This window comes from Stenotrophomonas sp. EMP41 (assembly GCF_047495535.1).
Taxonomy (GTDB): Bacteria; Pseudomonadota; Gammaproteobacteria; order Xanthomonadales; family Xanthomonadaceae; genus Stenotrophomonas; species Stenotrophomonas sepilia.
Genome location: NZ_CP179923.1, coordinates 3065006 through 3090894 on the forward strand (window position 1 = coordinate 3065006; position 25889 = coordinate 3090894).

24 protein-coding genes and 1 tRNA gene are annotated in these 25889 nt (G+C 66.7%); 9 read left to right on the forward strand and 16 right to left on the reverse strand.

Features of this window, described 5'->3' with window-relative positions; genetic code table 11:
* Positions 1-93 precede the first annotated feature (93 nt).
* From ACMGRF_RS14140 to ACMGRF_RS14165, 6 genes are all read right to left on the reverse strand, one after another.
* Positions 94-555 carry a hypothetical protein gene (locus ACMGRF_RS14140; RefSeq protein ID WP_049412681.1) on the reverse strand — a complete coding sequence of 154 codons (462 nt, stop codon included), beginning with the start codon at positions 553-555 and terminating at the stop codon, positions 94-96.
* Positions 556-670: 115 nt separating this feature from the next.
* Positions 671-1141 carry a hypothetical protein gene (locus ACMGRF_RS14145; protein ID WP_049412683.1) on the reverse strand — a complete coding sequence of 157 codons (471 nt, stop codon included), beginning with the start codon at positions 1139-1141 and terminating at the stop codon, positions 671-673.
* 98 nt (positions 1142-1239) lie between these two features.
* Positions 1240-1719 (reverse strand): hypothetical protein, encoded by a 480-nt coding sequence (locus tag ACMGRF_RS14150; protein WP_049412685.1) that lies wholly within the window; start codon positions 1717-1719, stop codon positions 1240-1242.
* Positions 1720-1977: 258 nt separating this feature from the next.
* Complete coding sequence (gene rimK / locus ACMGRF_RS14155) at positions 1978-2856, reverse strand: 30S ribosomal protein S6--L-glutamate ligase (protein ID WP_005418651.1); 879 nt, start codon at positions 2854-2856, stop codon at positions 1978-1980.
* A gap of 97 nt (positions 2857-2953) precedes the next feature.
* Positions 2954-3196: a hypothetical protein gene (locus ACMGRF_RS14160; RefSeq protein WP_049412687.1), complete on the reverse strand. Its 243-nt coding sequence runs from the start codon at positions 3194-3196 to the stop codon at positions 2954-2956.
* Between the two features lie 323 nt (positions 3197-3519).
* Entirely contained in the window at positions 3520-4743 is a 1224-nt protein-coding gene (locus tag ACMGRF_RS14165) for an FAD-dependent oxidoreductase (RefSeq protein ID WP_049412688.1), read from the reverse strand.
* Between the two features lie 130 nt (positions 4744-4873).
* On the opposite strand from ACMGRF_RS14165, the gene ACMGRF_RS14170 reads away from it, so the two are divergent.
* Positions 4874-5701, forward strand: coding sequence for an AraC family transcriptional regulator (locus ACMGRF_RS14170; RefSeq protein WP_049412690.1), 828 nt, complete (start codon positions 4874-4876; stop codon positions 5699-5701).
* A gap of 122 nt (positions 5702-5823) precedes the next feature.
* On the opposite strand, the gene ACMGRF_RS14175 is transcribed toward ACMGRF_RS14170, so the two are convergent.
* Both ACMGRF_RS14175 and ACMGRF_RS14180 read right to left on the reverse strand, forming a co-directional pair.
* Positions 5824-5897 (reverse strand) — tRNA-Gly (locus ACMGRF_RS14175).
* 161 nt (positions 5898-6058) lie between these two features.
* On the reverse strand, positions 6059-7894 hold the full coding sequence (locus ACMGRF_RS14180; protein ID WP_180879763.1) for an autotransporter outer membrane beta-barrel domain-containing protein: 1836 nt from the start codon (positions 7892-7894) through the stop codon (positions 6059-6061).
* 207 nt (positions 7895-8101) lie between these two features.
* Here ACMGRF_RS14180 and thiS point away from each other — a divergent pair, with 207 nt between their 5' ends.
* The 4 genes from thiS to ACMGRF_RS14200 all read left to right on the forward strand — a co-directional run bounded on the left by thiS (position 8102) and on the right by ACMGRF_RS14200 (position 11859).
* Positions 8102-8302, forward strand: a complete 201-nt coding sequence (thiS, locus tag ACMGRF_RS14185; protein ID WP_005418796.1) for a sulfur carrier protein ThiS — start codon at positions 8102-8104, stop codon at positions 8300-8302.
* Between the two features lie 153 nt (positions 8303-8455).
* Entirely contained in the window at positions 8456-9250 is a 795-nt protein-coding gene (locus ACMGRF_RS14190; protein ID WP_005418798.1) for a thiazole synthase, read from the forward strand.
* Positions 9250-9984, forward strand: coding sequence for a tRNA (guanosine(46)-N7)-methyltransferase TrmB (gene trmB / locus ACMGRF_RS14195; protein ID WP_053461245.1), 735 nt, complete (start codon positions 9250-9252; stop codon positions 9982-9984). Before ACMGRF_RS14190 ends, trmB begins: the two co-directional genes overlap by 1 nt.
* Before the next feature lie 27 nt (positions 9985-10011).
* Positions 10012-11859 (forward strand): SLC13 family permease, encoded by a 1848-nt coding sequence (locus ACMGRF_RS14200; RefSeq protein ID WP_005418803.1) that lies wholly within the window; start codon positions 10012-10014, stop codon positions 11857-11859.
* A gap of 200 nt (positions 11860-12059) precedes the next feature.
* Here ACMGRF_RS14200 and ACMGRF_RS14205 read toward each other — a convergent pair whose 3' ends face one another.
* Positions 12060-12395, reverse strand: a complete 336-nt coding sequence (locus tag ACMGRF_RS14205; protein ID WP_049412696.1) for a Rieske (2Fe-2S) protein — start codon at positions 12393-12395, stop codon at positions 12060-12062.
* Between the two features lie 178 nt (positions 12396-12573).
* Here ACMGRF_RS14205 and ACMGRF_RS14210 point away from each other — a divergent pair, with 178 nt between their 5' ends.
* From ACMGRF_RS14210 to ACMGRF_RS14225, 4 genes are all read left to right on the forward strand, one after another.
* Entirely contained in the window at positions 12574-12855 is a 282-nt protein-coding gene (locus ACMGRF_RS14210) for a hypothetical protein (RefSeq protein WP_005410817.1), read from the forward strand.
* A gap of 75 nt (positions 12856-12930) precedes the next feature.
* A complete protein-coding gene (locus ACMGRF_RS14215) occupies positions 12931-13647 on the forward strand; it encodes a fumarylacetoacetate hydrolase family protein (RefSeq protein WP_049412698.1) in 717 nt (238 codons plus the stop codon).
* Positions 13648-13701: 54 nt separating this feature from the next.
* On the forward strand, positions 13702-14106 hold the full coding sequence (gene mscL / locus ACMGRF_RS14220; RefSeq protein WP_049412700.1) for a large-conductance mechanosensitive channel protein MscL: 405 nt from the start codon (positions 13702-13704) through the stop codon (positions 14104-14106).
* A 225-nt stretch (positions 14107-14331) separates the two neighbouring features.
* Positions 14332-15753, forward strand: a complete 1422-nt coding sequence (locus ACMGRF_RS14225) for a M28 family peptidase (RefSeq protein WP_049412702.1) — start codon at positions 14332-14334, stop codon at positions 15751-15753.
* Between the two features lie 61 nt (positions 15754-15814).
* Here ACMGRF_RS14225 and ACMGRF_RS14230 read toward each other — a convergent pair whose 3' ends face one another.
* From ACMGRF_RS14230 to ACMGRF_RS14260, 7 genes are all read right to left on the reverse strand, one after another.
* Positions 15815-17266: an alanine/glycine:cation symporter family protein gene (locus ACMGRF_RS14230; protein ID WP_414485329.1), complete on the reverse strand. Its 1452-nt coding sequence runs from the start codon at positions 17264-17266 to the stop codon at positions 15815-15817.
* A 10-nt stretch (positions 17267-17276) separates the two neighbouring features.
* The gene (locus ACMGRF_RS14235; RefSeq protein ID WP_049412705.1) at positions 17277-18263 is read right to left on the reverse strand and encodes a hypothetical protein; all 987 of its coding nucleotides are present in this window, start codon (positions 18261-18263) and stop codon (positions 17277-17279) included.
* A 166-nt stretch (positions 18264-18429) separates the two neighbouring features.
* Positions 18430-19263, reverse strand: coding sequence for a TrmH family RNA methyltransferase (locus ACMGRF_RS14240; RefSeq protein ID WP_414485330.1), 834 nt, complete (start codon positions 19261-19263; stop codon positions 18430-18432).
* Positions 19264-20772 carry an alanine/glycine:cation symporter family protein gene (locus ACMGRF_RS14245; RefSeq protein WP_049438457.1) on the reverse strand — a complete coding sequence of 503 codons (1509 nt, stop codon included), beginning with the start codon at positions 20770-20772 and terminating at the stop codon, positions 19264-19266.
* 180 nt (positions 20773-20952) lie between these two features.
* Positions 20953-21555: a GNAT family N-acetyltransferase gene (locus ACMGRF_RS14250; RefSeq protein ID WP_049412711.1), complete on the reverse strand. Its 603-nt coding sequence runs from the start codon at positions 21553-21555 to the stop codon at positions 20953-20955.
* Positions 21548-24673 (reverse strand): efflux RND transporter permease subunit, encoded by a 3126-nt coding sequence (locus ACMGRF_RS14255; RefSeq protein WP_099487595.1) that lies wholly within the window; start codon positions 24671-24673, stop codon positions 21548-21550. The genes ACMGRF_RS14250 and ACMGRF_RS14255 overlap by 8 nt, the downstream gene beginning before the upstream one ends.
* Positions 24670-25776, reverse strand: a complete 1107-nt coding sequence (locus ACMGRF_RS14260) for an efflux RND transporter periplasmic adaptor subunit (protein WP_049412714.1) — start codon at positions 25774-25776, stop codon at positions 24670-24672. Before ACMGRF_RS14260 ends, ACMGRF_RS14255 begins: the two co-directional genes overlap by 4 nt.
* Between the last annotated feature and the right edge of the window lie 113 nt (positions 25777-25889).

Below are 25889 nucleotides of genomic sequence, written 5' to 3' on the forward strand. Positions count from 1 at the left end.
GGACGCGACGTCTACCTGCTGAACGATACAGGTTCCATTCTTAACATTTCGTACCGACGGGGCGACACCGGCAAATGCCCCCGGAGCGAGCGATCAGCGGCTGATGCGCTGCTGGTCGGTCAACGCCTGGCGACTGTCTTCCTGGGCCTTGCGACGCTGGGCCACGGTCAGGCAGACGCTGGTCGGCATGTTGCTGCCGGTCAGGCGCTCGCGGCGGCAGATCATGCGGCTGTCGGCCTGGGCGCGGGTCATGATGGTGTTGACGATCTCCTGCTCGTTGAACAGGTCGTTGCGCTCCTGCGCCGCCAGCTCATCCACCTTCTCGCGGCCATTCATCTTGATCCGGATCCGGTTCAGCGCCTGCTGCACGCGGCTCTTGTCCTCCAGCCCGATCTCGCTGTAGTCCTCGCTGCCCATGGCCGTTTCAACGCGGCGGATCTGTTCGGATACCGGGGTGAAGGAATCCATCTGCACGGTGTCCTTCTGCGCCTTGGCCTGCACGGTGGCCACCAGGCCGAGCGACAGCACCAGGGCGAGCGTAGTGGTGCGGTACATGACGAGCTCCATGTTCGTCCATGAATAGGGTCTCGACTTTACGGTTCCGCCGATGCGTCCACAAGGGACGCACGGCAGGGTGACCGATGGCGACCTGCGACCGGTCCAACCACGGTTACGGCTTGTAGTTGTTGAAGCGCTGGTTGTCGTTGAGCGTCTTGCGGCTGTCTTCCTGCGCCTTGCGGCGCTGGGCCACGGTCAGGCAGACGCTCTGCGGCATGTTGCTGCCGGTGGTGCGCTCGCGGCGGCAGACCATGCGGCTGTCGGCATGGGCGCGGGTCATGATCGTGTTGATCACTTCCTGGTCGTTGAAGATCTGGGTGCGATCCTGCGGGCTGACCTGTTCGATGCGTTCGTGGTCGCCCATCTTGATCTTGATGCGGCCCAGCGCCTGCTGCACGCGGCTCTTGTCTTCCAGCCCGATCTCGCTGTAGTCCTCGCTGTTGATGGCCGCCTCAACGCTGCGGATCTGTTCGGCCACCGGTGCATTGGCGTCGAACTTCACCTGTGCCTTCTCGGGCTTGGCGTGTCCGGTGGTGGCCAGTGCCAGGCCCAGCATCAGGGCGACGGGAATCATGCGCTGCATCGTTACCTCCAGGTTCTTCCATGAGTGGAACATCGATCCTGCGCTGCCGCCGATGCGCCGTCACGGCACGGTCGGCGAGGCCACAGGCCAGTGTGCGCTCAACGCCCGGCGGGCGGTGGGCTGAGCGTGTTGTAGCTGCGCTGGTCGTTGATCAGCGCCTTGCCTTTCTCTTCGATCCGGCGCCGTTCGGCCACGGTCAGGCAGCGGCTCTTGGGCATGTTGCTGCCGGTGGTGCGTTCGTACCTGCAGATCTGCCGGCTGTCGTCATGGCCACGCGCCATCAGGGTGTTGATGCGTTCCTGCTCGTTGAAGACCTCGGCCTGCAACTGCGGCGGCAGTTCCTGCACGGTCTGGCGCTCGCCCAGGTGCTGGCGGATGCGCGACAGCGACTGCTGCACCTGGCCGCGATCCTCGGCAGACAGCTCGGCATAATCGGGGGCGGCCAGCGCGGTTTCCACCTGGCGCATCTGTTCGGCGACCGAGCCCTGCCGGTCCATCTGTACAGCGGCTTTCTCCGGCTTGGCGGCAACAGCGCCAGACAGGCCCAGCAGCAACGCGATCGTCATGATGCGGTACATCGCCAACCTCCCGATCCATCCCGGAACGAAGGGCCAACTCTACGACCGTCACGCGGCCTCCACAAGAGACCTTGGGCACAGAGCCGACAGGCATAAAAAAGGCCCAGACGGTGAACCCGCCTGGGCCTGAAGTCGTATCCCGATACCGATCCTGCTGAGAGGCAGAGCTGCGGTTCGCTGAAGCCTACGCCGACGCCGATTAAAGCCTCGTTAAAGCCGTGACTCATCCACCCATGAGAATCACAACCCCATGAATAATCAGGGCTTTTTGATCTTCTCTACGTGTTCGATGATGCGTGTGGCCACGTCGACTCCGCAGGCCGCTTCGATGCCTTCCAACCCGGGCGTGGAGTTGACCTCCAGCACCAGCGGGCCGCGCGCGGAGCGGATCAGGTCCACGCCGCACACCGACAGGCCCAGCGCCTTGGCCGAACGCACTGCCACCTGCTGCTCGGCACGGCTGGCCTTGGCCGCCACGGCGGTGCCGCCAGCGTGCAGGTTGGAGCGGAAATCACCCTCCGGTGCCTGCCGCTGCATCGACGCCACCACCTGGTCGCCGACCACGAAGCAGCGCAGGTCGGCCCCCTTGGCCTCGCCGATGAATTCCTGCATCAGGAAGTTGGCGTACAGACCGCGCAGGGCCTCGACGATGCCGCGCGAGGCACTGGCCTTCTCGGTCAGGATCACGCCACGCCCCTGGGTGCCTTCATTGAGCTTCACCACATGGGGTGGCGGACCGAGCATGGACAGCAGGTCGACGGTGTCATCGGGGTTGTCGCCGAACACGGTGACCGGCATGTCGATGCCCTTGGCCGCCAGCAGCTGGTGCGCGCGCAGCTTGTCGCGCGAACGCAGGATGGCATCGGACGGATTGGGCGTGCGCGCGCCCATCAGTTCGAACTGGCGCAGCACGGCGGTGCCGTAGCGGGTGATGGAGGCACCGATGCGCGGAATGACCATGTCCACGCCGGTCATCGGCCGGCCCTTGTAGTGCATGGAAAAGCCATCGGCGGCGATGCGCATGTAGCAACGCAACGGGTCGAGGATGCGCACGGTATGGCCGCGCGCGCGTGCCGCCTCGACCAGCCGACGGGTGGAATACAGGGAGCTGTTGCGGGACAGGATGGCGAGCTTCATCGCGGAGGGATCGGTCGGCAGGCGCGCAGCATAGCGCGGGCGTGTGGCGGGCGGATGATGCCCGTCGCCGACGATCTCGAGCGTTGTGGGTGAAGCTTCAGCTGTCCCGTTCAGCACTGACCTGGAAGCCACGGGCGGCCTCGCCCAGCGCCGCCACGCAGGCCATCTGCAGGGCGGAATTGCTGAACGCCTGCTGGTAGATCTGCTCGAGCAGTTCCGCGGCCTTGGGACCACCGGCACGCCCGAGCGCGCGCACGGCCTCAAGCTGCTTGTTCGAGCCGACGCCGGCGGAAAGAAAAATCCTGTGGATGCGCTCGACGACGTCGTCCCGGCAGTTCATGGAAGGCAGCTCCTGATCAGTATCCGCTCACGCTAGTCGGTCAGCGCCGGCCTGCCCATGGGAAAAGTTTGAAGCGTTACGCGCCATCTCGGCAGCACCGCTTCCGCTTCGGCTGCCAGGGAGCGGGGAGGTTCTGGTCAGGAAACGCCCGTAGCACCTGCACATACAGTCGCCGTCAGGGACACCTGCCGGGCGCCGAGACCTGGGGCCAGCGCGCTCGCGGCGTAGTGAGGCACCCGCGTGAGTGGCTGACATAGCGCTGCAAGCCGAGCGCCCGCGCCACATGCGCCGCCATCGAATCCCGGCTGGCCCCAGACGCTTGATCAGCGGGCACTGTGGCAATGTTCGGGCACCGCAGGCCCGAACAGTCTGTCCGCACCTCGGTTGGAGATATCCACCGCATGCCGGGCCCTCTCACGCATATCCGACTGGTACTGCGCCAGCGCATTCGAAATGGAGAGCGCGCCACGGTCGGCGTCCAGCATCAGCTCGGCCAGAGCGGCCGCGTCGGCGAGTGCAGTGTTTGCACCCAACCCACCTGCTGGCGTCATCGCGTGGACAGCATCGCCCAGCAGCGTTGCCGGCCCGACCGACCATGGCACTTCAGGACGCCCACTGCGGATCGGGAGCATCGCGGTATCCCCGACCTTGCTCTGCTGCAGGATTTCCCGAAGATCGGGGTGCCAGCCATCGGTCGCAGCCACTATCGCCTTGCGGATGTGATCCGGATCCGATCGATGATCCGACGCCACCCCGAAGCGGTCAGCGCGCCCGATCAGGCACCAATAGAGGTAGTCAGGTGTGGGCGTGACGCTGCAGCTGAGGTGAGCGCAGGCATGCTCCAGGAAGTGCCGGTCAAACTGCATCTGATCGAAGATGGCGGCGAATCTGTCTGCAAAGACGATAGTGGTTCCTTCGAGACGTGAATGGTTGCCGCCCAACCGGTCCAGATCTACTTTCCCGTAAATGCAGACTGCGCCGGTATCCACCGGCTGCGCATCCGGCGCCAGCTGGGAGCGGACCCGAGAATTGACACCGTCCGCACCTACCAGCACGTCACATGTCGACGCAGGACCACCGGACCGGAAACGCACTTCGGCCCTGCCATCGCTGGTCAATGCGTAGCGATCGAATGCGCGATCGAAATGGACACGGTCTTCGATCCCGCACATCAGGATCTCGCGCAGGGTGCGTCGATTGACGCTTACGTCCCCGCCCCCCTGTGCGCCGTCGTCCACGCTGTCGGCCGAGCGCCAGCTATCGGGCTTGCGGCCAGGGGCAGGCAGCAAACCTGGCGTGAGAAAGCGCCCTGATGTCGCCGTTGTCGAAACGGTTCCGCGGAAGAGATCGTACAGTTCTGGGGAGAGCGTTCGCGCCAGGGCCCGTTGACCCTCGGCGTCGATCCGGATGCGATAGCCCTGTGGCCGCGAGTTGAGCGTCTTGTCCGCCTCGAACACGTCGAATGCAACCCCGCCGCGCTTCAGCGCCTGCGCCAGCGCCAGGCCACCCAGACCGGCGCCGATGATGCTCACATGGATTCTGCTCACGGATTCTCCTGATAGTGGCCCCTCGGTTGCAGCTCGATGCCAGAGCCACGAGGTGATGGCTGAAGGGTTGCACGCGCACCGCATAGCCAAGTAACGTCATTTGGACCACAAATAGTGAAATTCGGCCAGCATGAGCAATGGCGTTACAGGCAGCACGGCGGACTTCAGTGAGATGCCTGACGGCCCGCTTCTCGTTGGCCTCAGGGGAGACGACAGCCCGGCACATGAGTTCCGGCTGGGGACGCGCGAATACGACTGGCACCAGCATGTGCGTGGCCAGTTGTTCTGTGTTGAAACCGGGTTGATCCAGGTCAATACACCGCAGGGCTCCTGGCTTCTTCCTCCCTATCGCGCAGGGTGGATACCACCCGGTGTGCGTCATGAGGTTCGCGTGAGTGGCGCGCTGAGTGGCTGGACGTTGCTGATGGCGCCCTCGTTCTGCAGCAACCTCCCTGCAACACCCTGCGTTGTCGCAATCAGTGACGTGCTGCGGGCACTGGCGCAGAGGACCACGGAATGGGACAAGCGCGCTTCGTTGACGCCTGAGCAGGAGCGCATCGCCACAGTCATTCAAGACGAAATCCGTCGGGCTCCGCACGAGTCCTTGCATGTGCCGATGCCCAGGGACCCCCGCCTTCTTCGCGTGGCCCGCGCTGTCCTGCGGGATCCGGGAAATCCCCGTACCCTCGAGGCGTGGGCATCGTCCGGGGCAATGTCATCGCGCACCCTGCGCCGCCTGACGCTTGCTGAGACCGGATTGAGTTTCGGCCAGTGGCGGCAACAGGTGAAGCTGATGCACGGTCTGGAGATGCTCGCGCGGGGCGTCCCGGTGGCGGAGGTTTCGGATGTTCTTGGCTATTCTTCGCCGAGCAACTTCATTGCGATGTTCCGCAGAGCCTTTGGCGATTCTCCGGCGCGCTACTTCTCCAGCAGAAATCAGCATGGCGCCTTCCGCTGACGGTATGCGACCCACTGCATAAACGGGTCGTGCCCGGCATGCAATGGGACCCTGCGCTTCAGGAAGAGTGCTGACGTCAGTACCGACGTCACGGCTGCCGACGCTTCAAGGCGTGGCGGGATTGGAGCGGGCGATGGGAATCGAACCCACGTCAGTAGCTTGGGAAGCTACAGCTCTACCATTGAGCTACGCCCGCAGTGCGCGGTGAAAGTCTATGCGCTTGGGCCAGTGTTGCGCAATGGCAGCATGCCGCAATGGGGTCAGAGCCGTTTCCTGGCGGAAACGGATCCGACCCCCGGCGCAACAGGTCAGAGCCCTTTCCTAGGCGGAAAGGGCTCCGACCCCGGCGGTTGCTGCTTAGAACGTGCCGCTGAAGTTGGCGAACAGGGTGGCATCCTGCGCGCGCTTCTGGCCGGTCGACGCGCTCAGGCCGAAGTTGCTCTGCAGGCCGAACAGTTCGGTGCGGGCACCCAGCACGACGGTGGCGTAGTTCTTGTCGAACTTCAGGCCCGGCACGCGGTAGCTGCCCAGTTCCGGCAGGGTCTGCAGCCAGGCGCTGGCCTGCTTGGTGTCCTCGAACTCGTGATCGTAGGTCACCTGGGCGTACGGCTTGAGGGTGCCGCCATCGAAGCGGGCCTGCCAGCCGATGCGGCCGACGGTCGAATCGACGTTCTGGCGGTCGTAGCCCAGTGCGGTGGCCAGGGTGCCAGCCGCAGCACTTTCGGTGTAACCGTCGATCTTCACCTTCTGCCAGATCACCGAGGCGATCGGGCCGTGGCGGAAGCCGCCTTCGGTGCCGAACTCGTAACCGGCGTTCAGGGCCGCGGTCAGGTTGCTGCCGTCCGGCGAACCACCATGCTCGCGGGTGGCCGGGCCCAGCTGGACCTTGCGGTTCACGTCATAGGACAGCCAGCTGTAGCTGACCTGACCGTTCACCCAGATGCGGTCGCCGTACCAGCCAGCGAACAGACCGGCCGAGGTGTCCTTCTGGGTGAAGTCGCCGCGGTTGTTGCCGAAGTCGGCGTTGAGGCGACCGAAACCGGCGAAGCCGCCGAACACCATGCCGTCGCGTGCCCAGTCGATACCGAACAGGCCGGCCGGGGCCAGCCCGTCGTACAGGTCGGCGTGGTCGTAGCGCTGCAGGTCACCCCGCACGCCACCCCACCAGGACAGGCCGTCAGCCGGACGACCGCCCAGGTGCATGCTGACCTGGTCGGCGCGCGAGCGGCCGATGGTCTGCGCCGAGTGGCTCAGCACCTGCTGCAGGCGCGGGCCTTCCAGCACCGAGACCGCGTACTGACCCAGCAGCTGATGACCGGCGGTGGTCGGGTGCACGCCATCGGCGAACAGGTAGGTGTTGGCCGCATCCGGGCTGACGTAGCTGGTCGGGTTGCAGGTCAGGATGCTCTGCGTCGAGTTGGCCGGATCGATCCTGCAGGCGGTGCTGGTGACGTTGGTGAAGCCGTACATGCCCGGGTTGGCGGCGACTTCGCCCAGCACGGTGAAGGTATCAAGCGGGATGAACTCGATGCCGGCCTGCTTCAGGCCGCCGTACAGCGCCTTGTTGTAGCCGGCCGACAGCGCGGTGGCGGCGGCGGCATTCGGACCACGGAAGGCCGGGGTCAGGCCGACGTTGGGCAGGTTCGGCACCAGCACGTACTCGGCACCGGCCTGCTTCAGCGCGCCGACCAGGGCGATCTGATCGGTGACGGCGGCGCCGATGATGGCCTGTGCCTGCGCCGGCGCAGCGGCGGCCGCGAACAGGTCATTGGCACCGCCCCACACCGTGTACAGGACGTTGGCGTCAGCCTTGCCGCCATTGGCAGCCAGATAACGCGCCGCCTGCGACTTCAGCGACGGGATGGTTCCCATCGGGCTCGCCACGTCCACGCCGACGCGGGCACCGCCGACTGCATAGTTGTCACCGCTCTGGCCGTTGCCGTTGGCGGCGCCATTAAGGCCGTAGTAGTTGGCGACCTGCTGCGCCCACACCCAACCCGGGTTGGTGGTGAACTGGCCGGTCACCGGACGCACATCGGCCGGCAGCAGCGGGCGGAAATAGCCGGCGTCGGTCAGGCTGTCGCCGAAGAACACGGCCTTGGAATACGGGGATTCGCCTGCCATGGCCGGAACCGCGGCCAGCGCGATCGCGGCCGCCATCAGGGAGCGGATCGGGCGTTTGCTGAGCAGCATGTAAGAAACTCCTGTGGGGATATCGTTGAGAACCCGGCGCACGTACGCCGGCGCACGGTGAATGGTTTCACTGCGCCGCGTTTTGCTCACGCTGCGCCGCCGCATGGATTGTCGCCCGGCAGCGCCGGACAACGCTGTGCCGGGGCTGGCGGCCGAGGCAATTTGCAAGGGTTCCGATCCGCGCAGGCCATAGGCGACAATGCGGTGATGAACATCCAGCTCAACGGCGAACCCCGTACCCTGCCCGCCTCGGCGACCCTCCACGACCTGCTGCAGGCCGAGCAGCTGCTGCAACGCCGGGTCGCGGTCGAGGTCAACGGCGAGATCGTCAGCCGCAGCCGCCATGGCGAGCACGTGCTGGCCGAGGGCGACGTGGTGGAGATCGTGCACGCGCTGGGTGGGGGCTGAGACCTATCCGCGCAGTGCTGGCCGCTGGCCGGCAATCCGACGCTGTCAGGCACCCTGCATTTGCCGGCCAGCGGCCGGCACTACCCATACCGATCCGCGGCCGGCACGCCATTGCGTGACCCCATCTTCAGGCGGATAAGCGATAATCGCGCCATGAACGTTCATGTCTCCCCCGATTCGCTGGTGATCGCCGGCAAGACCTATGGCTCGCGGCTGCTGACCGGCACCGGCAAGTTCAAGGACCTGGAAGAAACCCGCCTGGCGACCGAGGCCGCGGGCGCCCAGATCGTCACCGTGGCCATCCGCCGCACCAACATCGGGCAGAACCCGGGCGAGCCGAACCTGCTGGACGTGCTGCCGCCGGAACGCTTCACCATCCTGCCCAACACCGCCGGCTGCTACACCGCCGAAGACGCCGTGCGTACGTGCCGCCTGGCCCGTGAGCTGCTGGACGGCCACAACCTGACCAAGCTGGAAGTGCTGGGCGACCAGAAGACCCTGTACCCGGACGTGATGCAGACCCTCAAGGCTGCCGAGCAGCTGGTCAAGGACGGTTTCGAGGTGATGGTCTATACCTCCGACGACCCGATCCTGGCCAAGCGCCTGGAGGAGATCGGCTGCGCTGCGGTGATGCCGCTGGCCGCGCCGATCGGTTCGGGCCTGGGCATCCAGAACAAGTACAACCTGCTGCAGATCATCGAAGACGCCAAGGTGCCGATCATCGTTGATGCCGGCGTGGGTACCGCGTCGGACGCGGCGATCGCGATGGAGCTGGGCTGCGACGGCGTGCTGATGAACACCGCCATTGCCGGTGCGCGCAGCCCGGTGCTGATGGCCAGCGCGATGCGCAAGGCGGTCGAGGCCGGCCGCGAGGCGTTCCTGGCCGGACGCATCCCGCGCAAGCGCTACGCCAGCGCTTCTTCGCCAGTGGACGGGCTGATCGGCTGATGACCAATCCTTTCGACAGCGCCGGTTCCAAGGCCCCGCCCAAGCCCTTCACCGTGAACGAGGGTCGCCGCGAGGTGCGCAGCTTCGTGTTGCGCCAGGGCCGTTTCACTCCCGCCCAGCAGCGCGCGTTCGACGAACGCTGGCCGCGCTTCGGCCTCGACTACACCGGCCAGCCGCGTGACCTGGACGCCACCTTCGGCCGCCCGGCACACAAGGTGCTGGAGATCGGCTTCGGCAATGGTGCTGCGCTGCGCTTCGCTGCCCAGCACGACCCATCGCGCGACTACATCGGCATCGAGGTGCACGCGCCGGGCGTGGGCCGGCTGTTGAACGCGCTGGCCGACGACAACGCCGACCACGTGCGCCTGTACCACCACGACGCGGTGGAAGTGCTGCAGAACGAGATCGCCGACGGCGCGCTTGATGAAGTGCGCATCTACTTCCCGGACCCGTGGCACAAGAAGCGCCACAACAAGCGCCGCCTGCTGCAGCCGGCATTCGCCGAACTGCTGGTGCGCAAGCTGCGCCCGGGGGGCCGCCTGCACTGTGCGACCGACTGGGAAGACTACGCCGAGCAGATGTGGGACGTGCTCGACGCCACCGCCGGCCTGGTCAACCGCGCCGGCCCGCGGGGCAGCGTGCCGCGCCCGGACTGGCGCCCGCAGACCCACTTCGAGACCCGCGGCCAGAAACTCGGCCATGGCGTCTGGGACCTGCTGTACGACCGCACCTGACGATCGCCTGAGGACGCCGCGCCCCACATGGATACCGCGCTGACGCTGACCAACGACATGAAGCTCGTGCTCGGGCTGGTCGGCTTCACGATGGCGATGTTCCTGTTCGAGCGCATCCGCGCCGACGTGGTCGCGCTGGTGGTGCTGGTGGTGCTCGGTGTCACCGGCCTGATCGCGCCGGAGGAGATCTTCGGCGGTTTCTCCGGTAACGCGGTGATGAGCATCATCGCCACCACCATCCTCGGTGCGGGCCTGGACCGCACCGGGGCGCTGAACCGGCTGGCGGCCTGGCTGCTGCGGCGCGGCCACGGCGTCGAGCAACGGCTGCTGATGATGACCACCGCCATCGCCGGCCTGAATTCGTCCTTCATGCAGAACCCGTCGGTGATGGCGTTGTATCTGCCGGTCGCCTCGCGACTGGCGGCGCGCACGGGCCTGACGATGCAGCGCCTGCTGCTGCCGATCTCGGCGGCGATCGTGATGGGCGGCGCGCTGACCATGGTCGGCAATTCGCCGCTGATCCTGCTGAACGATCTGCTGGCCTCGGCCAACAACAACCTGCCTTCCGGCCTGGCCACCATCGAGCCGCTGCGCATGTTCGCGCCGCTGCCGATCGGCGTGGCGTTGCTGATCGCTTCGTTGCTGTACTTCCGCTACTACGGCGACCGCAAGCTGATCGAAGAGGAAAGCCTGGTCAATGACGGGGTCACCCCGGCACGCACCGAGAGCTACTTCGCCAAGACCTATGGCATCGAAGGCGATGTATTCGAGCTGGTGGTGACCGCCGAGAGCCCGCTGGTGGGCATGACCCTGGGCGAGGCCGAGACCCTGCACGATGCGCCGCTGCTGCTGGCGCTGAAGACTGGCAACGACACCCGCCTGGCGCCGCCGGCGGAGATGCGCATCTGGGTCGGCAGCGTGCTTGGTGCGATGGGACCGCGCCAGCAGATCAGCGACTTCGCGCAGAACCAGTTCCTGCGCATGTCCTCGCGCCTGAAGCACCTGGGTGACCTGTTCAACCCCAGCCGCGCCGGCATTTCCGAGGCAGTGGTGCCACCGACCTCGAACGTGATCGGCAAGAGTGCGGCCGATCTGCGCCTGCGCAAGGAGCGCGGCATCAGCCTGCTGGCGATCAACCGCGACAAGCAGGTGATCCGCGAAGACGTGCGCGACGTGCAGCTGCGCGCCGGCGACATGCTGGTGTTCCACAGCATCTGGACCGACCTGGCGCAGGCCGCTCGCAGCCGCGACTTCGTGGTGGTGACCGACTATCCGACCGGCGAGCAGCGCCCGCACAAGTTCAAGATTGCGATGGCGATCTTCGCGCTGACCATCCTGATCGCGCTGACCAGCAAGCTGCCGGTGGCGCTGACGCTGATGACCGGCGTGGCCGGCATGCTGCTGACCGGCGTGCTGCGCATGGACGAGGCGTATGCCTCGATCAACTGGAAGACGGTGTTCATGATGGCCGGGCTGATTCCGCTTGGCTGGGCGATGGACTCCAGCGGCGCGGCCGCGTGGGTGGCCGGCCATACCATCGACAAGCTGCCGACCGGCATTCCGGTGTGGGTACTGGAGGTGGCGCTGGCGCTGCTGACCACGGCGTTCTCGCTGGTGATCAGCCATGTGGGTGCGACCATCGTGATGGTGCCGATCGCGGTGAACCTGGCGCTGGCGGCGGGGGGCAACCCGACCGCGTTCGCGCTGATCGTGGCGCTGTCGGCGTCCAACAACCTGATGACGGCCTCCAACCCGGTGATCTCGATGATCACTGGCCCGGCCAACTACACCCCGCGCGAGATGTGGCGGGTCGGCGGCCCACTGTCGCTGATCTACACCTGCGTGGTGGTGCTGATGATCAACCTGATGTTCTGAGGGTTGGGTTTGTTGGCAGGGCTGCGCCCTGCACCCCGGTAGTGCCGGCCGCTGGCCGGCAACCTCAACAGCAAAAGCCTGCATTGCGCGGGATGGATTTCTGAGATCCTCCAGAACGGCGTCGTGCATCGCTTTGGTAGGTGTCGACCTTGGTCGACACGGCTTTTGTAGAGTCGAGCCGTGCTCGACTGCTTCTGGCTTCAAGCCAGATAGACCTGCCCGTCGCGTACGTCCACCGGCACCGCACGCAGGCGGTCGCCCTTGCACGGGCCGGCGATGCAATCGCCGCCATCCAGCGTGAACGAGGCGCCGTGCGCGGCGCATACCAGGTGGCCCTCGCGGCTCTTGAGGAACTGCCCCGGCGCCCAGTCCAGGCGGCGGCCGGCGTGCGGGCAGATGTTCAGGAACGCACGCACCTGCGCGCCGTCGCGGTACAGCACCAGCGATTCGGCATCGCCATCGACCACCGCTTCGACCTCGGCAAACGCGCCATCGGCAATGGCATCAAGGGCGATCAGGGCAGCAGCGATAGTCATGGCGGAGGCTCGGACGGTAAACCGGAATTGTCGCATGCCTGCTCAGGTGACTGGCTGCGACATGAACACAAGTCATTGATCCGTAATAAGCACAGGCTATATTTAACGAGTTTTTCACTCAATGACAGTGGCGCGTCCCGATACTCTGGTTTCGCTGATCCCAGCCTATCGAGCCGCCATGTTCAATCGCGCATCCGCCTTCAACCAGTTCCGCACCCTGTTCGCGCCGCGCAAGCCGCGTCACCCGCTGGTGCGCGTTGCCGTGGGCCTGCTCGGCCTGGCGATCCTGGCCGCGATGGTGTTCATCGGCGTCTTTGTTGGTGCGGCGATGATCCTGGTCGGCCTGGCGTGGAAGCTGCTGGCTTCGCGCAAGCCGGGCGTTGCGCGTCCGGTCGACCCGACCGTGGTTGAAGGCGAGTACCGCGTGGTGCGCAAGCCGGTGTTGCCGGCCTCGCGCTGATCCAGGCCTTCCGCGCCCGCTGACGGCGGGCGCCATGCGTTCTAGACTGCGGGCACGCCCTTCCTGGATGCCCGCATGTCCGATGTCTCCGATGTGATCCCTGCCGTAGCCCAGCCGCGTGTGCCGGTAGCCGGTGGTGGCAGTTTCCCCGTGCACCGCATCTACTGCGTCGGCCGCAATTTCGCCGACCACGCCCGCGAAATGGGTGCCGCGGTGCCGGCGGCCGATGACCGTGGCCGCCCGATGTTCTTCAGCAAGCCGGCCGACGCCATCGTGGTCGGCCACGACGATGCCATCCCCTATCCGCCAGCAACCGCCAACCTGCACCACGAAGTGGAACTGGTGGTGGCGATCGGACGCGATGCGCCCGCAGGCGAGCTGGCCGTGGCCGACGCCGATGCGCTGGTCTATGGCTACGCCGTCGGCCTGGACCTGACCCGCCGCGACCTGCAGGCCGCGGCCAAGGACAAGGGCCACCCGTGGGACGCGGCCAAGGGCTTCGATGCCTCCGCGCCGATCAGCGAAATCGTCCACGCCGAGGAAGTCGGCGACCTGGCCGCGCTGAACCTGTCGCTGGAGGTCAATGGCGAAGTGCGCCAGCAGGCACTGCTCGACCAGATGATCTGGAACGTGCCGGAGATCCTGCATGAGCTGTCCAAGCTGTGGCAGCTGCGTGCCGGCGACCTGGTGTTCATGGGCACCCCGTCTGGGGTGGCTGCGTTGAAGCCCGGCGACCGTTTCAGTGCCCGCCTGGAAAACGTGGCAGAGCGCCACGGCGTGATCGCCGGCTGACATCACCTGCGCTACCCTGCGCGCTGTCCACTTCCCCACCGGAGAAAAACAACAATGGGAATGCTCACCGAGTTCAAGGAATTCGCCATGCGCGGCAACGTCATCGACCTCGCCGTCGGCGTGGTGATCGGCGCGGCCTTCGGCAAGATCGTGACGGCGCTGGTCGAGAAGATCATCATGCCGCCGCTGGGCCTGCTGATCGGCAAGGTGGACTTCTCGCAGCTGGCCTGGACGTTGTCACCGGCCCGGCTCGGCCCCGATGGCAAGGAAATTCCGGCGGTAGTGATCGGCTACGGTGACTTCATCAACACGCTGATCCAGTTCGTGATCGTGGCCTTCGCCATTTTCCTGGTGGTCAAGGCGATCAACCGACTGTCGCGGAAGAAGGAAGCTGCCCCGGCGGCGCCGGCCGAAGAAGTGGTGCTGCTGCGCGAGATCCGCGACAGCCTGAAGAAATAAGGCCGCAAAACGGTAGTGCCGGCCGCTGGCCGGCAACATCGGGACATTCGGGAGCCGGCCAGCGGCCGGCATTACCGCGACCGCACGAAAGCCCCGCCCCGTCGGGGCTTTCGCTTTGCCGGTCATGGCGGAAAACAGCATCCGCGCCAGCCATGACCTCCCGCCCATGCGCCGGGCTGAACGACTGTTAAGCTCCAAGGCTTAGGTCCCTTCCCGGAGTTGTCCATGCGTCGCCGCGTCCTTGCCATCGCATCCTCCCTCGCCCTGCTGGCCGCCCCGGCCTTCGCGGCGTCGCACACCACTACCCTGCCCCCGGCGTCGCTGGCCACCGCCGCACAGCTGCGCGACCAGGCGCTGGCCGATGACACCGGCTGGAAGGTGGTCGAATCGCTCACCACCGAGATCGGTCCGCGCATCGCCGGCAGCGAAGCCGATGCCCGCGCGGTCGCCTGGGCCGAAGCCAAGTTCAAGGCCCTGGGCTTCGACAAGGTCTGGAAGGAGCCGGTGACGTTCCCGAAGTGGGAGCGGCGCAGTGAACACGCCGCCGTGACCGGCAGGAACCCGCAGCCGCTGCAGATCACCGCACTGGGCGGCAGCCCGGGTGGCACCGTGGAAGCCGAAGTGGTGCGCTTCGCCGACCTGGCCGCGCTGCAGGCCGCACCAGCGGGCTCGCTGAAGGGCAAGATCGCCTTCGTCGATTACCAGATGCTGCCCTTCCGCGATGGCCGCGATTACGGCCGCGGCGGAGCGATCCGCAGCAAGGGCCCGTCCGAAGCGATCCGCAAGGGCGCGGTCGGTTTCCTGATGCGCTCGGCCGGTACCGACTCGCACCGCGTGCCCCACACCGGCATCACCCGTTTCGATGAGGGCCTGACCCCAGTGCCGTCGGCCGCGCTGTCGGTGCCCGATGCCGACCAGCTGGCCCGCCTGCTGGCGCGTGGCAGCACCACGGTGAAGGTGGCGCTGGACTGCGGTTGGGACGGCACCGCCACCTCCTACAACGTGATCGGCGAGATCACCGGCCGCAGCCTGCCGAAGGAAGTGGTGGTGATCGGTGGTCACCTGGATTCGTGGGACCTGGGCACCGGCGCGGTGGATGACGGCGCGGGCGTGGGCATCACCATGGCCGCCGGCCACCTGATCGGCCAGCTCAAGCAGGCACCGAAGCGCACCATCCGCGTGATCGCGTTCGCCAACGAGGAACAGGGCCTGTACGGCGGCAAGGCCTACGCCGAAGCGCACGCGAAGGACGTAGCCCTGCACCAGCTGGCCGCCGAGAGCGACTTCGGCGCGGGCCGCATCTACGCCTTCAATACCGGTTCGCCGAATCCGGAAGGCTCGCGCGAAGCGACGAAGCAGATTGCCGAAGTGATGAAGCCGCTGGGCATCGAGTACCAGGCCGACAAGGGTGGCCCGGGCCCGGACGTCGGCCCACTGGCCGCCAAGGGTGGTGCGTGGGCGTGGCTGGCGCAGGATGGCTCGGATTACTTCCACCTGCACCACACCGCCGACGACACGCTGGACAAGATCGATCCGAAGGCCCTGGCGCAGAACGTGGCCGCCTACACCGTGTTCGCGTATCTGGCGGCAGAAGCGGATGGCAGCTTCGGCAGCGAGGCCAAGGCGACCACGCCGCCGAACGAATGATGCGGTGACGAAGGGAGGTCAGCCCCCTCGCCCTTGGCGAGGGCGCTGACCCCTGATCGGGTCAGCTCTCCCAGACCCGCGTATTGCGCATGCCGATCGTCTGCGGGTTGAACAGCGGATCACGCTTGCTGTGCCTCTGCTGCTCATAATCACGCAGCGCCGCCAAGGCCGGTTTCTGCAGCAGAAGGATGGCGATGATGTTCAACCAGCTCATCATGCCCACGCCGATATCGCCCAGGGCCCAGGCCACCGTCGCGGTGTTGATTGCCGAGTAGCCTGTGGCAGCCAGGAACAGCAGCTGGAAGGCGGTGATCGTCACCCGTCCGGGACGATCCCGGCACAGGTAGCTGACATTGGTTTCGGCCATGTAGTACAGCGCCAGGATGGTGGTGAATGCGAACGGCAGGATAGCGAGCGCAACGAACGACCTGCCGAAGCCCGGGAGCGCCGATTCCACCGCGTGCTGCACAAAGCGTGGACCGGCCTCGACCCCCGGCAGATTGCCCAGCAGCAGGCGCGCTTCATCGGGAACCCCCTTCACCGCTGGGTCGTAGACGTTGTACAGCCCGGTGGACAGGATCAGGAAAGCCGTTGCGCTGCACACCACCATGGTGTCGATGTAAACCGAGAATGACTGCACCAGGCCTTGCTTGACCGGATGCGACACTTCCGCGGCGGCGGCCGGATGCGCTCCACTGCCCATGCCGGCTTCGTTGGATAGCACGCCGCGTCGCACGCCCCACTGGATGGCGGTACCGATCATCGCGCCGAACGCCGCATCCACGCCGAATGCACTGCGCAGCACCAGCATGATCACCTCCGGCACCTTGTCCGCGTTGAACACCATCACCAGCGCCGCGACCAGCAGATAGGCCACGGCCATGAGCGGCACCACCCATTCAGCCACGCGCGCAATGCGCCGCACACCGCCGACAAGGATGGCGCCGAGCACCACCAGCAGGACCGTGGTGGTGGTGGCCACCGGCACATCCCAGGCCTCGTTCACCGCACTGGTGATCGCATTGGACTGGGTGCCGGCCAGCATCGCGCCCGCCAACACCGTCACCAGTGCGAACAGCACGGCATACCAGCGTTGGCCCAGGCCTTTTTCGATGTAGTACGCCGGGCCGCCCCGGTACTGTCCCTTGCCGTCGCGGTCCTTGTAGATCTGCGCGAGCGTGGACTCGATGAAGGCACTGGATGCGCCAAGGAAGGCAACGATCCACATCCAGAAGATCGCGCCGGGGCCGCCGAAGGCGATGGCCATGGCGACGCCGGCGATGTTGCCGACGCCCACGCGGCTGGACAGCGAAAGGGACAACGCCTGGAAAGGCGACACCCCGGCATCGGAACGCTCATGGCGGAACATCAGGTGCAGCATGTCCGGCAATGCACGCAACTGGATGAAGCGTGTGCGCACGCTGAAGTACAGGCCGGCGAGCAGGCACAGCACCACCAGGTAGGGGCTCCAGACGACGCCGAGGATCGTGTTGACGATGGATTCGATGTTCATCGGCGGCCCCTCAGAAGAACATGCCCAGGGCAACCTGGGGGCTGACGATTCGACTGGTGTTGCGGCCCGCCACGCTGAACTCCACGCCGGCGATCAGGCCCAGCGTCGGGCTGAAGTGGTACTCGACCGCCGGCGCCAGGGTGACGCTGCGGCTGGCCGGGCGATGTTCGTCGATACGCTCGAAGGCACCGCTGGCGTTGCGCGAGAATCCACTCAGGCGCTGTCCGGTCTCACGGCTGGCGGCTACTTCCATCACACCTACCCAGCGCGGATTGAAGCTGTACTCGGCACCCACCGACAGGCCCAGCACCGAGCCGCGGGAGATGTGCCCCTGGAAGCTGTCATCGGTACCGTAGACGCTGGCCCCGGAAATCGCCGTGCGCGACGGCGCCGGCCCGGCGCTGAGCTGGGCACGCCAGCGCAGCGGACGATCGTTGCCCAGCCACACCACCTGCTGCATGCCCAGCGCCGCGGTGGTGCGCTGCACGCCGTCGCCCTGCGCATCGAGCGGATTGCTGGTGATGCGGTCATGGCTGCCGGTGCTGAAGCGCTGCACCAGCGCGACCGAGATGGCCGGGCGCGTGCCATCGGCGTTGGGCGCCTGCAGCAGGTACTGCAGGCGCGCGGTGGTATCGCCAGCGCGGAAACCGCTGCTGCGTGCGCTGCCCTGTTCGGCACGCGAAGCACTGAGATTGACCTGGCCCATCACCCGGTCGCTGAAACCGTAGATGATCGGCACCACCGTGGCCCATGCACCGCTACGCTGCCCACTGCGGCGGCGATGGCCGCCATCGTCGTAGTGATCGCGGCTGTCGACCCGCACCAGATAGGGTTCAATGTACCAGTTGCCCTGCGGCAGGCCGGCCGGATTGGGGGTGATCAGCGGCCCGGTGAAGTTGACGCCGTCCAGGCTGCGTTCGCCGGCTGCGGCACGGCCGCTGGCAAGGACACTGGTCAGTACCAGCAATGCGATGAGGATACGGCGTGGGTGATGCATGGCAGCCTCTTCTGGACAACGTGGGATGGAGTTCCACCCTGCGTTGCCGGAAGCGGCTGACCAATAAGGAAACTTTCAAAACGTCATGCGCGCTTGACGCGTTTACCCCCCCTGGAAGGGGTCAGAGCCCTCGCCTGCGGCGAGGGATCCGACCCGGGATACCGGATCAGCCGCGACGGCTCGCCCATTGCGCCAGCAGTACTGCCGTGGCCGAGGCCACATTCAGGCTCTCCACCGCGCCGCTGCCGGGAATCGAGACCTGCAGGTCGCACGCACCCGCCAGGCTGCGGTCCATGCCCTCGCCTTCGGCGCCCATCACGTACACCAGCCGCTCCGGCAGGGACGCGCGGAACACGTCATCACCGCCCTCGACCAGGGTCGCGGCCAGGCCGAAACCGGCTGTGCGCAGTTGCGCCATTGCCTGAGCGGTCTCCGGCAGCTGCACCAGCGGCACCGCTTCGGCACCGCCTTCGGCCACGCGCGCGGCGGCGCCGGACAGGGCGAGCGTGCTGCCGGCCGGCAACAGCAGCGCCTTGGCACCGAAGTGTGCGGCCGAGCGCAGGATCGCGCCGAGATTGTGCGGGTTGCCCACGCCATCCAGCCACAACGCCAGCGCCGGGCCGTCACCGACCTGCTGCAGCCACTGCGCCAGCGGCAGCGACGGTGCGCGCAGCATGTCGGCCACCACGCCTTCGTGATGGGTGGTGCCGGCGAGCTTGTTCAGGTCGCCATCCTCGACCACGCGGTAGCCCACGCGGTTGGCCACGCACCACTTCAACAGCGGCTGCAGGCGCGGGATGCGTGCCTCCAGCAGGTACAACTTGCGCAGCGCCTGCGGCCGCGCTTCGAACGCAGCCAGCACGGCATTCAGGCCGTACAGACGCAGCTCATCGCTGCCACCGCGCCCACCACCGCCCGTGGCCGGCACCTCCGGGCGCGGCAACGGCGTTGCGCGCGGCGGACGGGCGGACGGGCGGCGGTTGTTCCAAGGGTTGTTCACTTACACACTCTCCTGCTTGCGCTGGCGCCAGAAATCGGCGTTCTTGATGCCCAGGGCATCAGGGTCGAACACCGGATCCAGGCCCAGCTTCTTCTGTCGTTCGTAGTCACGCAGGGCCAGCATCGCCGGCTTCTGGATGATGAGGATGGCAATGATGTTCAGCCAGGCCATCAGGCCGACGCCGATGTCGCCCAGCGCCCAGGCCAGGGTGGCATTGTGGAACGCGCCGAACACCACCATGCCGATGATGCCCAGGCGCAGCAGCAGCACGGTCAGCGGCCGCTTCCTGTTGTGGTTCACATAGCTGAGGTTGGTCTCGGCCATGTAGTAGTACGCCATGATGGTGGTGAAGGCGAAGAAGAAGATGGCCACCGATACGAACGCCGAACCCCAGCCCGGCAGCACCGCTTCCACGCCGGCCTGGGCGTAACCGGCGCCTTCGGGAATACCGGCCAGGCCCTGGAAGATCGGCGCGGCGCCCTCCACCGGCGAGTACACGTTGTAGGTGCCGCTGGCCAGGATCAGGAACGCGGTGGCGGTGCACACCATCATGGTGTCGAAGTAGATCGCGAAGGCCTGCACGTAGCCCTGCTTGGCCGGGTGCGAGACTTCCGAGGCAGCCGCCGCGTGCGGGCCAGAGCCCTGGCCGGCTTCGTTGGCGTAGATGCCGCGCTTGATGCCCCACTCCACGGCCAGGCCCATCATGGCGCCGAATGCGGCATGCGTGCCGAAGGCACTCTTGAAGATGATGCCGAACATTTCCGGCACGCGGTCGTAGTTGATGATCATGATGATGATGGCCATCAGGATGAAACCGGCGGCCATGAACGGCACCACCACTTCGGCGAAGTTGGCGATGCGCTTGACGCCACCGAAGATCACCACGCCCAGCAGCAGCGCCACCACGATGCCGATCCCCAGCTTCAGCGCCTGCACCGATTCCATGCCGAAGGCCTGGCCATCGAGCGGGCCGCACAGCGCGGTGCCACGACAGGCGTTGATGATGCTGTCGGCGATGGCGTTGGCCTGCACGCCCGGCATCAGGAAGCCTGCGGCGATGATCGTGGCGATGGCGAAGGCCAGCGCATACCACTTCAGGCCCATGGCCTTTTCGATGTAGTACGCCGGGCCACCGCGGTAGCGGCCTTCGGCGTCCTTGGTCTTGTAGATCTGCGCCAGGGTGCATTCGACGTACGAAGTGGATGCGCCAAGGAAGCCCATCACCCACATCCAGAAGATCGCACCGGGGCCGCCGAAGGCGATGGCGGTGGCCACGCCGGCGATGTTGCCGATGCCCATGCGGCCGGCCATCGACATGGCCAACGCCTGGAACGAGGACACACCGGCGTCGGATTTCTCACCCCTGACGGTGAGGCGGCACATCTCGAAGAAGCCACGGATCTGCATGAAGCGGGTGCGCAGGCTGAAGAACAGGCCGGCGCCCAGGCACACGAAGATCAGTGCCTTGCTCCAGATGATGCTGTTGATGAAGTGTACGGTTGCTTCCACGCGCGCTCTCTCCAGTCGGCGGGTTGTAAGGACGTCCCGTCGGCTGGAGGGGACCGGTCGATTCTCCCTGATCGAAGGCCGCTGCGGTAGCGCTGTTTTGCAGAGCCGAGCCCATGCTCGGCTTGGGCCCCCGAGGGCAGCCGAGCATGGGCTCGGCTCTACAGCGGCCAGCCCGCGTGTTCAGGGCAGCTGCGTGCGCACCCGGGCGAAACGGCGCAGGTCGTGCAACACGCCGCGCTTGTAGACCGCGCAACGCTCCACGCCCTCTTCCCGGAAGCCGTTCTTCTCCAGCACCCGGGCCGAGCCGAGGTTGAAGTCGACCACGGTGGCCTGCAGCCTGAACAGGCGCAGCTCATCCATCACCCACGGTGCGAACAGGCCGACCACCCGGGTCATCAGGCCCTGCCCCCAGTAAGCCTGGCCCAGCCAGTAGCCCAGTTCGGCGGTATGCCCACGCTCGGCCACGCCCTGCTGGGCGCTGATACTGCCGCAGGCCTGGCCGTCGATCTCGATGGCCAGGTTCAGGGTGCCGGCGGCCAGCACGCGGCCGGCGAGGAAGGCCTCGCCATCCCCGCGCGTGTACGGGTACGGGAAACGGTCGCGCAGGCCGCGCGACACCTCGGCGTCGTTGGCATGGCGCAGCAGCGACTCCAGATCATCCGGGCGCCAGGGGCGCAGCTGGAAGCCGTCACCTCGAAGTGGGGTCAGAGCCCTTTCCCTTTGGGAAAGGGGTCCGACCCCGTCAGCGAGCGACCCGCCCCCGCCGGCGTGCCGGTCAGGCATGACCGCCCACCGACGGCGATTCCGCTTCCTGCTTCTCCAGCTCGCGCTTCACCGCTTCCGGCGAACGGGTGTACGGCGCCAGCCGCGCGTAGAACGCCGGCACCACGAACAGCGACAGGAAGGTCGAGAGGGTCACACCGAAGATGATCACGATGCCGATCGTGCCACGGCTGGCCGAACCAGGACCACCGGCGACCACCAGCGGGATCGCGCCAACCACGGTGGCGATCGAGGTCATCAGGATCGGGCGCAGACGCACCATCGCCGACTCGATGATCGCCTCGCGCACGCTGCGCCCGTCGTCGCGCAGCTGGTTGGCGAATTCGACGATGAGGATGCCGTTCTTCGCGGCCAGGCCGACCAGCATCACGATGCCGATCTGGCTGAACAGGTTCACGGTACCACCACTCACCCACAACCCGACCAGCGCGCCGAGTACGCCCAGCGGCACGGTCAGCATGATGGTGAGCGGATGGATGAAGCTCTCGAACTGCGCCGCCAGCACCAGGTACACCACCAGCAGCGCCATCGCGAAGGTCAGCAGCACCGCGCCGCCGGCGCTCTGGTACTCGCGCGATTCGCCCTTCCAGTTCACCTGCGCGTACTGCGGCAGCTCTTCCTGGGCTACGTTCTGTGCCCAGGCGATGGCCTCGCCCAGCGGATAGCCCGGCGCCAGGCCGGCACTGATGGTGATCGAGCGCAGTCGGTTGAAGCGGTTCAGGGTGCCGGCCTCGGCCACTTCACTGAGCGTGACCAGGTTGGACAGCGGCACCAGCTCGCCGGAGTTGGCGCGCACGCGGATCGCGGCCAGGTCCGCCGGGCTGGCGCGACCATCGCGACCGGCCTGCACCAGTACGTCGTACTCCTCGCCGTTGTCGACGAAGGTGGTGACCCGACGCGAGCCCATCATGGTTTCCAGCGCCGAACCGATCGCGGTGACCGGCACGCCGAGATCGGCCGCACGCTGGCGATCGATGTTGACCCGCATCTGCGGCCGGGTTTCCTTGTAGTCCGAGTCCGGGCCGACCAGGCCGGGATTGTCGGCCATGCGCAGCATGATGCGGTCGCGCCACTGCGCGATCTCGGCATATTCCGGGCCGCCCAGCACGATCTGGAACGGCTGCCCTCCGCTGCGCACCAGGCCGCCGCCCACCTGGGTGCGTACGCGCACGCCGCGGATGGTATCCAGTTCCTTCTGCAGTTCGTTGGCGACTTCAGGCGTACCCTCGCTGCGCTGGCGCCACGGCTGCAGGAAGATGCTGACGCGGCCGGTATGCATTTCCTCGCTGGCGCCCCAACCGCCCGGCACGCGGGGGTTGGCACGCACGATCGGCTTGTCCGGGCCGACATGCGGTGCCAGCAGCGCTTCCACCTGCTGCACCTGCTGCACGGTGTAGTCGTAGCCAGCGCCTTCCGGGCCGTCGATCATGATCTGGAACGAACCGCGGTCTTCGGCTGGTGCCAGTTCCGACGGCAGCAGCTTGAGCAGGCCCCAGCTGGCGGCCAGCGCAGCCACCATCACCAGCAGGTAGATCCAGGTGCGGTCGACGTGGTGATCGAGCACCCGCCCGTAGGCACCCGCGAGGCGTTCCAGGTTGCGGTTGATGAAGCCGTGCAGGCCTCGCGGGGCCTGCCCGGTGTGCGGCTTGAGCAGCTTGGAGGCCATCATCGGCGTCAGTGTGAGCGCAACGAACGCGGACAATGCCACGGCAGCGGCCAGCGCCACGGCCAGTTCGCGGAACAGGCGCCCGGTGTTGCCTTCCAGGAAGCCGACCGGCAGGAACACCGCCACCAGCACAGCGGTGGTGGCGATCACCGCAAAGGCGACCTGCGCGGTACCGCGCTTGGAGGCCACCAGCGGTGGCTCGCCCAGGTCGATGCGGCGCTGCACGTTTTCCACCACCACGATCGCATCGTCCACCACCAGGCCGATGCACAGCACCAGCGCCAGCAGGGTCAGCAGGTTGATCGAGAAGTCGAACGCATACAGCGCGATGAACGCCGCCACCAGGCAGACCGGTACCGTCACCGCCGGAATCAGCGCGGCACGGAAGCTGCCCAGGAACAGCCAGATCACCGCCAGCACCAGGATCATTGCTTCCACCAGCGTGGCGTAGACGCGGTCCACTGCAGCTTCGATGAAGGTGGTGTTGTCGAAGGCGACGAAGATCTGCGTGCCCTTGGGCAGGGTCAGCGCCACCCGCTCGGCCTCGGCGCGCGCGGTGCGTGCCACGTCCAGCGAGTTGGCGGTGGAGGTCTTGACGATGCCCAGGCCGATGCCGGGCTCGCCGTTGCTGCGGTAGTACGCGCGGCGTTCGGCCGAGGCCAGCTCGATCTTCGCCACGTCGCCCATGCGCACCACGTAACCGTCGCGGCCCTTGCCCAGCGGGATGGTCGCGAAGTCTTCGGGCTTGATGTAGTTGCGCTCCACGCGCAGGGTGAAATCACGGTCGGTCGACTCGATGCGGCCGGCCGGCAGCTCCACGTTCTCGTTGCGCAGTGCGGTTTCCACGTCGCCGGTGGTCAGCCCGCGCGCGGCCAGCTGGTCGCGGTCCAGCCAGATCCGCATCGCATAGCGCTGGCGGCCGCCGATGCGGACCTGGGCCACGCCATCGAGGCTGGAGAAACGATCGACCACGTAGCGGTCGGCGTAGTCGCTCAGCTCCAGCGTGTCCATGGTCGAGGACACCATGTTGAACCAGATGATCGGGTCGGCATCGCTTTCGACCTTGGCGATTTCCGGCGGACGTGCTTCTTCCGGCATGCGGTCGGCGACACGGCTGACCGCATCGCGCACGTCGTTGGCCGCTGCTTCGATATCACGGTTGGAGGTGAACTCGATGCTGACCTGCGAGCGGCCGTTGGTGCTGCGCGCGTTGATCGTATCGATGCCTTCGATGCCAGCCAGCGCGTCTTCCAGCACCTGGGTGATGCGGCTTTCGATGACCGCCGCGGACGCGCCGGTGTAGTCCACCGACACCGAGACGATCGGAGGGTCGATGGCGGGCAGCTCGCGCAGGGTCAGGCGGGTGAAGGACATCACGCCCAGCACCAGCAACAACAGGCTCATCACCACGGCGAACACCGGCCGCTGGATGGAAACGTCGGACAGCTTCATCCGCCGTGGCCCTCGGCCGCGACCGGCGCCGGCGCGTCAGCCGGTTTGGCGCCAGAGGCCGGTGCGGCGTCCTTCGCAGCGACCTTCAGGCCCGGACGCAGCTTGCCGGTGCCATCGACCACGATGCGCTGGCCCGCTTCCAGGCCTTGCCGGATCTCGACCACGCCGGCACGGCGCGCGCCGGTGACCACGTCCACCCGCTCGACGCTGTCGTCAGCCTTGATGCGGTACACGAAGGTATCGCGGCCGACCTGCACCACGGCGATTTCCGGGACCACCAGCGCCGGGCGCTCGGGGCGGAACAGGCGCACGTCCAGCAGCATGCCCGGGCGCAATGCGTGGTCGCCATTGGCGAAATCGGCGCGCACGGTCACCGCACGGGTGGCCGGATCGATGCGCGCATCGATGGTGCTGACCACGCCCTCGAAGGTGCGGCCCGGCCAGGCCACACTGGTGGCACTGACCTTGTCACCAACGCCCAGCGCAGCCAGCTCCACTTCCGGCACCTGGAAATCGACATGCATGTGCTCGATGTCGTCGAGCGTGGCGATGACCGTGGTCGGGGTCAGCAGCGATCCCGGACTGACCTGGCGGATGCCGAGTACACCGGCAAAGGGCGCACGCACGCGTCGGTCACCAATGTCTGCCTGCATCTGCATCACGCGTGCCTCGGCGGCGTCGCGGATCGACTTCTGCGTATCCAGCGTGGCGCTGGACACCAGCCGCTGGGCGGCCAGTTCGCGCTGGCGCTTGTACAGCTGATCGGCTTCATGGAAGGTGGCCTGCGCCTGCACCAGTGCGGCTTCCTGGGCCTGCCCGCGCAGCGTCACGATCGGCGCACCGGCGGCAATGTGCTGGCCGCTCTCGAAGTGCACTTTCTCGACGATCTCGCTCACTTTGGCAGTGACGCTGATCGACTCGCGCGCCTTGGCCGTGCCCAGTGCCTGCAGGGTGTCGTTCCACTGCGTGGGCTGCACGACCTGCGCGGTGACCGGCACCGCTTCGCCCTGCCGACGTGCGGCGGCCTCCTGTTTGCCTGCGCACCCGGCCAGCACGGCCAGGCTGAGGCCGAGGGCCAGGGTCGAAGCGATACGAGCCAACATGAACGGTCCTGATTGATCCACGGCCGCCGAGTGTAGGCAAGTGCCCATAAAAGCGGTATGTGCCAAGCGTTTACCGGCGTGGAACCAAGGCTGCGATAGCGCCTTGAACCCGT